The sequence below is a fragment of the Methylocapsa palsarum genome (genome assembly GCF_900114285.1).
GTDB classification, from domain to species: domain Bacteria; phylum Pseudomonadota; class Alphaproteobacteria; order Rhizobiales; family Beijerinckiaceae; genus Methylocapsa; species Methylocapsa palsarum.
This window is the reverse complement of the sequence record NZ_FOSN01000045.1, coordinates 1-5,862: the sequence shown is the minus strand read 5'-3', so window position 1 is coordinate 5,862 and position 5,862 is coordinate 1. Positions and strand designations below refer to the sequence as shown.

The window sequence follows — 5,862 nt, the reverse complement described above, 5'->3', positions numbered from 1 at the left end:
GGGCGTTATCTCAACAGCTTGACTGCTCGACCACATGAAACAACCGTAACCGAATGAGGCGAATTGTCAAGCTTTGCGTGAGACACTACACTAGCATCGGCGAAGGCCGGCAAGCCGGGCGTCTCGAGGAGCTATGCGACTATTGCCACGCAAACAATTTCTAATTCATGTTCGAATTGCTCACGCCCGCCGCCCATGCGCAGCTGGCTGTCGTCGGGGGTGATCAGAATCGTTACGACAGTAAAGTGCGACCCGCACTGATGCTCGCTGCGTTGGAACAGCTTCAAAATTCCGGGTTGAGGCTGACGTCTGGAAGATCGAAGGTTTTGATCGGCGCGAGGGTTGTTTCAAGATCGTCGAAATGGTGCGCCGTGACGGCCGCGAGCAGGTCGGTTGCATCATTCTCGGGTGCGGCTCCAATGAACAGAAGGTGATGAAATGGCTCCGCGTGGCGGCCGTAGTGCCGGGATTTATCGAGTTTGCGGTTCGGCGAACATCGTTTTGGGAGCCGCTGGTGGCATAGCGCGACGGTAAGATCCAGCGCCAGAGACGGTCGAGAACATCGTAGCAGATATCTTAAGTGTGTGACGGTGTTTGAAGGCGCGACAAGGTGATCATGCCTTACTTCCCGCACGCAACTTTAAGGAAACTGCTTCGGGAGTGTGCCTGACATTGGAATTCTGGCGAGGCCAGGATCATCCGGCACGATGAAGCCTAATCCGACAGTGCGTAAAAAGCTGCCGCTCGATCGGTGAATGCATGATCCATCCGTTGATCCCAGAGCCGCAGACCGCCGGTGATTCCGGCTGCGTTGGAAGCGAGCTTCACATTGGCCGGCAATGCGATGTCGATCAGCTTTGCGTTGCCGCCGCCAATGAAGAGGGTGTCATAGTTTACGACAGTTTCGAGGACGCTGATAATTTTGCCGATACGCTTGTTCCATCGTCGCCGGCCAATACGCTCAAGCGCCGCCTTGCCCACGTGGTCGTCATAGGTGGTATGCGTTCGAATAGGATGCTGGCTAAGTTCCAGATGCGGTGCGATCTCGCCGTCTTGGAACAGGGCGAAGCCCATCCCTGTCCCCATCGTCAAAACGCATTCCAGACCGCAGCCGGTGATCACTCCGAGGCCCTGGATGCTGGCGTCGTTGAGCACGCGAACCGGCTTGCCCAAATTACTGGTCATGACCGCCCCGAGCCTGAAATCACGCCAGGCCTTGGTCCCGAGATTGGGCGCCGTCAAAATGAAATTCGTTCGCACCACGCCAGGAAAGCCGATTGAAACGCGATCAAACTGGCCGAGCCTGTGTGTGACGCGCATCAGCGTCGCGACAATGGCCTCTGGCGTGGCGGGCTTCGGCGTCTTGACGCGTACTGGACCCGAAGACATCGCTCCGGATTCGTCGAGAATAGCCGCCTTGAGATGACTGCCGCCTATATCTATGGCAAGTGTCATCTGTTCCGTATGTCCGGTGCGTGCGTTGGCGTTCATGGGGTCCCCCTTAGGGCAAGACTGTGCTTCAGGCTGAATTTCCCGGAGCTTGCGCGTTCATCGAGTCGCATGAGTCCGGAGCTGGGTCGCCTTGAGCCCAATTTCACAGCGCTCCACAAGTTTTGCATCGCCTGCGAGCACTTCGAACTCGGTTTCGTCGCCGACGCGCAAGAAGCGAATATCAAACCTCTGCTGCGCTACAAGAAGATCGCGAATCGTGATGTCCGGCAGCCATTCTGGGAGCGAGGGGTCGACATAGAGTTTATTCCTTGGCGCGTCAGGCAAAAACCCCAACATGGCCTGGGTCAGCATAAAGATCGATCCGGCCGCCCAGGCTTGCGGCACATTCGCGCCGATGTACTGCACCGGAAAGGTCGTTCCGTCGCGTTGAAAGGCCGTATACAGTTCAGGCAATTGGCTCAGCTGAAAATAACTGCCTCCGATACTGATGTCATGGGCGATGCAGGCGGCCTCCGCGCTAAAGCCGTAGAGCTTGAACCCCAGGGCGATCAGTCCATTGTCGTGCGGCCACACCGATCCCGTCTGATAATTGTAGGGATTGAATGCCGGATGATCGGCCGAGAGCGTCCGGATGCCCCATCCTGTCCACATATCCGGCGCCATCAGGCGTTCCACGACCAGCCTCGCCCGCTCGCGCGGGACGATGCCGCACCAGAGGCAATGGCCGGCGTTGGAGGCGATGGTTAGGACTTTTTTCTTGTCCCCGTCGAGCGCATAGGCGTAAAACCCGAGTTCATCGTCCCAGAAGGCCGCGTTGAAACGTTCAAACAAAGCGGAGGCCTTGGCCCGCAATTCTTCCGCGCGGTCGCCCTTTCCGACGGCGTCAAATACCTCGGCCATGCGGAGCCACGCGCTGTAAACGTACCCCTGGAGCTCGCAGAGCGCTTTTGGTCCTTTTACGAGCGAGCCATCGGGATAGACGACGCTGTCGCCAGAGTCCTTCCAGGCCATGTTCTCATAGCCGGCCGGCGAGCGCGTCTGATATTCCTGGAAGCCATCCCCGTCGCGGTCTCCATAATGGTCGATCCAGGACAGGCATCCCTCGGCGGTCTGAAGATGCCGTTCCAGCAAGGATCTGTCGCCGGTTGCGCGCCAGGCCGCATGCAAAGTGATCAGATAAAGCGGGGTGGCGTCGGCGGATCCATAATAGGGCGTGTGCGGGATCAGTTTGAAATGAGCCAGTTCGCCATAGCGCAATTCGTGGAAGATCTTGCCTGGTTCGGCGTCGCGGTATGGATCGTCGCCTTTGGCCTGAAACGCGCCGAGGAAATTGAGGGAGCCGCGCGCGAACTCCGGGTAGATCAAAATGTTCTGCAGCGAGACGATGAGGCTGTCGCGTCCGAACGGCGCTATGAACCAGGGAAGCCCGGCGGCAGGCAAGAAGACAGTGTGATCCGTGCCCTCGATCGGCAGGCGCAGCGCGGCCATGTCTTCAAGCGCGCGGCGAAAAAGCCGGTAGAATTCCTCGTTGCTGGTCTCAATTCTGGCGACCGTCCGCAGCCAGTCGGCCAGAGTCTCGGCGTGGTTCGATCTGGGATGATGTTCTGCGCATTCGCGCGGCGGCGCCGAATGTTCGCCAGCGTCCGTCAAAGTATAGAGTAAACACGTATGCCAGGCTTCTCCAGGGTCGAGCGCGATCTCGAAGCTGAGACGGCCATTCGCATAAACCGCCTCTTTTGGAATGCGCTGCGCGGAAATCGTAACCGCCCTGCTAAAGTCCTTGTTGCGATAGGTTGTGCACAGCTGCTGGCGCGCTGGCGTCCATTCTGTCGCAATCCGACCCCGGCGAACAATGTTGCCCGCTTTCACCTCGAAGAGATCTGCGAAGTCGCAGCGGATGGCGATTTCGAGCTGGAATTTGACCGACTTCATGCTGTTGTTCGTAATGTCCAGATCTTCGTGCATTCCACGATGGATCCATCGGCTGATGGTGAAGCCGAGCGTGCGTGGCGCAATGACGCCAGACTCCGTCGCAAGCAAACGATTGGTCAGGAAGATGCGCGACGCGTAATAGGCGACGGGGCCTCCGTTCAGCAGCTCCCAGGGCTCTCCATTGGCGTAAACGGTCCAGCTGCTGATGACGCGCGTATCGAGAAAGTAGAGCCCCCTTTCGCTTGGCCAATGGATCTGTCCGTCGGGGTCGCTGATCAGGACGGTCTGACCCTGATGAATCGAGATCTGAGGCGGACCAATCTGAACCTTGAACGGCATAGTGGTGCGCTCCCCCAAAATGACCCAACAGACAATGCCTGTCGCCCTGTCGTATGGCCAAGGCTTTTTCCCTTTCGGATGGATATAACGCGCGGGACATCCATTTCATCCTCGGGCTAATGCTTGATTATTACGTTTTTGGATGAATCGCCGTCTCGGGGCGATCGTCTCGGGTTATCCGCCCTGGCTTTGCCTTAGAACAGGGCGCGGTATAAAACGTTCCGGAGATTGGCGCCTGAGCGCCTTGAAATCTGCGAACATGGAAAACCCTCGAAATGCCCCGCCCTGTCTCCGATGCCCTGGTCTTCTTCGGCGCCACGGGCGACCTGGCCTACAAGCAGATATTTCCGGCATTGCATGGACTAGTTCGCGACGAAGGGCTCGATGTGCCCATCATCGGCGTCGCCAAGGCAGGATGGTCGCTCGATCAACTGACGGCGCGCGCCAGGGACAGCCTTTCAAGTCATGGCGGTCTCGACATCAAATCCTTCTCCAAGCTTGCCCGTCTGCTCCGCTATGTCGACAGCGACTACAATGATCCTTCAACATACGTGCGACTTCGCCAAGAACTCGGCGAGGCGAAGCGGCCGCTGCATTATCTCGCCATTCCTCCAAGTCTGTTTGGGACAGTTGCAGAGGGGTTGTCGAAGCTCGGCGGAACGGGCGCGCGCCTCGTTGTCGAAAAGCCCTTTGGCCACGATAGGGAGTCTGCGCACCAGCTCGATCGCATTCTCAACCGGTTTTTTCCGGAGGAAAATATCTTCCGGATTGATCACTATCTTGGCAAGGAGCCGGTTCAGAACATCCTTTACACGCGATTTTCGAATGCGATGTTCGAGCCGATCTGGAATCGCGTTTACATCAACAGCATCCAGATCACGATGGCTGAAGGCTTTGGAATCGAGGATCGTGGAAAATTCTACGATGAGACCGGCGCTATTCGCGACGTCTTCCAGAATCACATGCTGCAGGTGCTCGCCAGCCTGACCATGGATCCGCCGACGGGAGAAGACTGTGACGCTATACGCGACCAAAAAGCTGCTTTGCTCAAGGCGGTGCGGCCGCTGAATGATGCGCATATCGTTCGCGGCCAGTATTCAGGCTATCAGTCCGCGCCCGGGGTCAAGTCTGGGTCTGCCATCGAGACATTTGTCGCGGCCAAACTTTTCATCGATTCGTGGCGATGGGCAGACGTTCCCATTTACATTCGGGCGGGCAAGGCGCTCCCTCTGACCGCCATGGAAATTATGGTGGATTTCAAGAGACCGCCGCGGGAATCCTTCGCCGAGGTGGTTGCGCCGGCGTCTGGCCATTTGCGGATCAGAATTGGCCCGGATGTCGCCATTGCATTAGGTCTCCGCGTAAAGCGTCCGGGAGAGCGTATGGAAGGCCAGGACCTTGAGCTGATCCTGACCGAACAGGAGTCTACATCCATGCCGCCGTATCAGCGTCTGCTTGGCGATGCGATGCATGGCGTCGGGGATCTTTTCGGGCGGCAGGATATTGTCGACGCCCAATGGCGGATTGTGGAAGCCGTCCTGAACCTTGAGGCTCCGCCCATTGCATATGCACAGGGAAGCTGGGGACCGGACGAAACCAACCAGCTGATCGGGACTGACGGCCCATGGCATAATCCGAAACCGGCGCTCCCATGTCCATGACCTTGTCTTCCTTTTCTATGTCGAGAGCACGCCCCCTTGATAATGGTCGCATTCAGACTGATTTGACGTCGCATTGACCGAGACGCACGGGATCAGGCGGTTGGGCCAGTTCCCTTTGGACGGAGAGGATCGGGGCCGGGCAACATGTCCATGCCATATCTGCTCAGAAGTTCAGGGGTCATCTTGATGATGCCGGAAGCATTTTTCGGCGGGAGGACGCGTTCGGTTGCCGGCGTCGCAAACTTCACTAGGGCCGCCTCAAGACTGGCGGGTGTGTAGCCGTTTAGGAAACGCGCTGTTTCGCTGGCCACGCGGAAGGCGTGCCGTGTATTGCGGGGAACCATGAGGAAGTCACCGGTCCGCGCCGTCTTGATTTCATCGCCTGTCCGTCGTCAGATGATTTGAGACAGTTTCAGGTTATTCGGAACGGAGGTTCTGGCTCATCGACATTAAAGGTTAAGCGGCCTGCAGTTGGTGC

Annotated in this window: 4 protein-coding genes; 2 read left to right on the top strand and 2 right to left on the bottom strand. The window is 57.7% G+C overall.

The window, feature by feature from the left end; translation table 11 throughout:
• Nucleotides 1-361 precede the first annotated feature (361 nt).
• Entirely contained in the window at nt 362-523 is a 162-nt protein-coding gene (locus tag BM177_RS19785) for a hypothetical protein (protein WP_139223751.1), read from the top strand.
• A gap of 191 nt (nt 524-714) precedes the next feature.
• On the opposite strand, the gene BM177_RS18945 is transcribed toward BM177_RS19785, so the two are convergent.
• Nucleotides 715-1,491, bottom strand: coding sequence for an ROK family protein (locus tag BM177_RS18945; protein ID WP_091686804.1), 777 nt, complete (start codon nt 1,489-1,491; stop codon nt 715-717).
• Nucleotides 1,492-1,548: 57 nt separating this feature from the next.
• Nucleotides 1,549-3,723 (bottom strand): amylo-alpha-1,6-glucosidase, encoded by a 2,175-nt coding sequence (locus BM177_RS18940; protein ID WP_091686802.1) that lies wholly within the window; start codon nt 3,721-3,723, stop codon nt 1,549-1,551.
• Between the two features lie 275 nt (nt 3,724-3,998).
• On the opposite strand from BM177_RS18940, the gene zwf reads away from it, so the two are divergent.
• The gene (zwf, locus tag BM177_RS18935; protein ID WP_091686799.1) at nt 3,999-5,384 is read left to right on the top strand and encodes a glucose-6-phosphate dehydrogenase; all 1,386 of its coding nucleotides are present in this window, start codon (nt 3,999-4,001) and stop codon (nt 5,382-5,384) included.
• Nucleotides 5,385-5,862 lie beyond the last annotated feature (478 nt).

Excerpts from the sequence above, each read along its gene's own strand:
- BM177_RS19785 (WP_139223751.1), top strand. The coding sequence starts at position 362 with ATGGTGCGCCGTGACGGCCGCGAGCAGGTCGGTTGCATCATTCTCGGG.
- BM177_RS18945 (WP_091686804.1), bottom strand. The coding sequence starts at position 1,491 with ATGAACGCCAACGCACGCACCGGACATACGGAACAGATGACACTTGCC.
- BM177_RS18940 (WP_091686802.1), bottom strand. The coding sequence starts at position 3,723 with ATGCCGTTCAAGGTTCAGATTGGTCCGCCTCAGATCTCGATTCATCAG.
- zwf (WP_091686799.1), top strand. The coding sequence starts at position 3,999 with ATGCCCCGCCCTGTCTCCGATGCCCTGGTCTTCTTCGGCGCCACGGGC.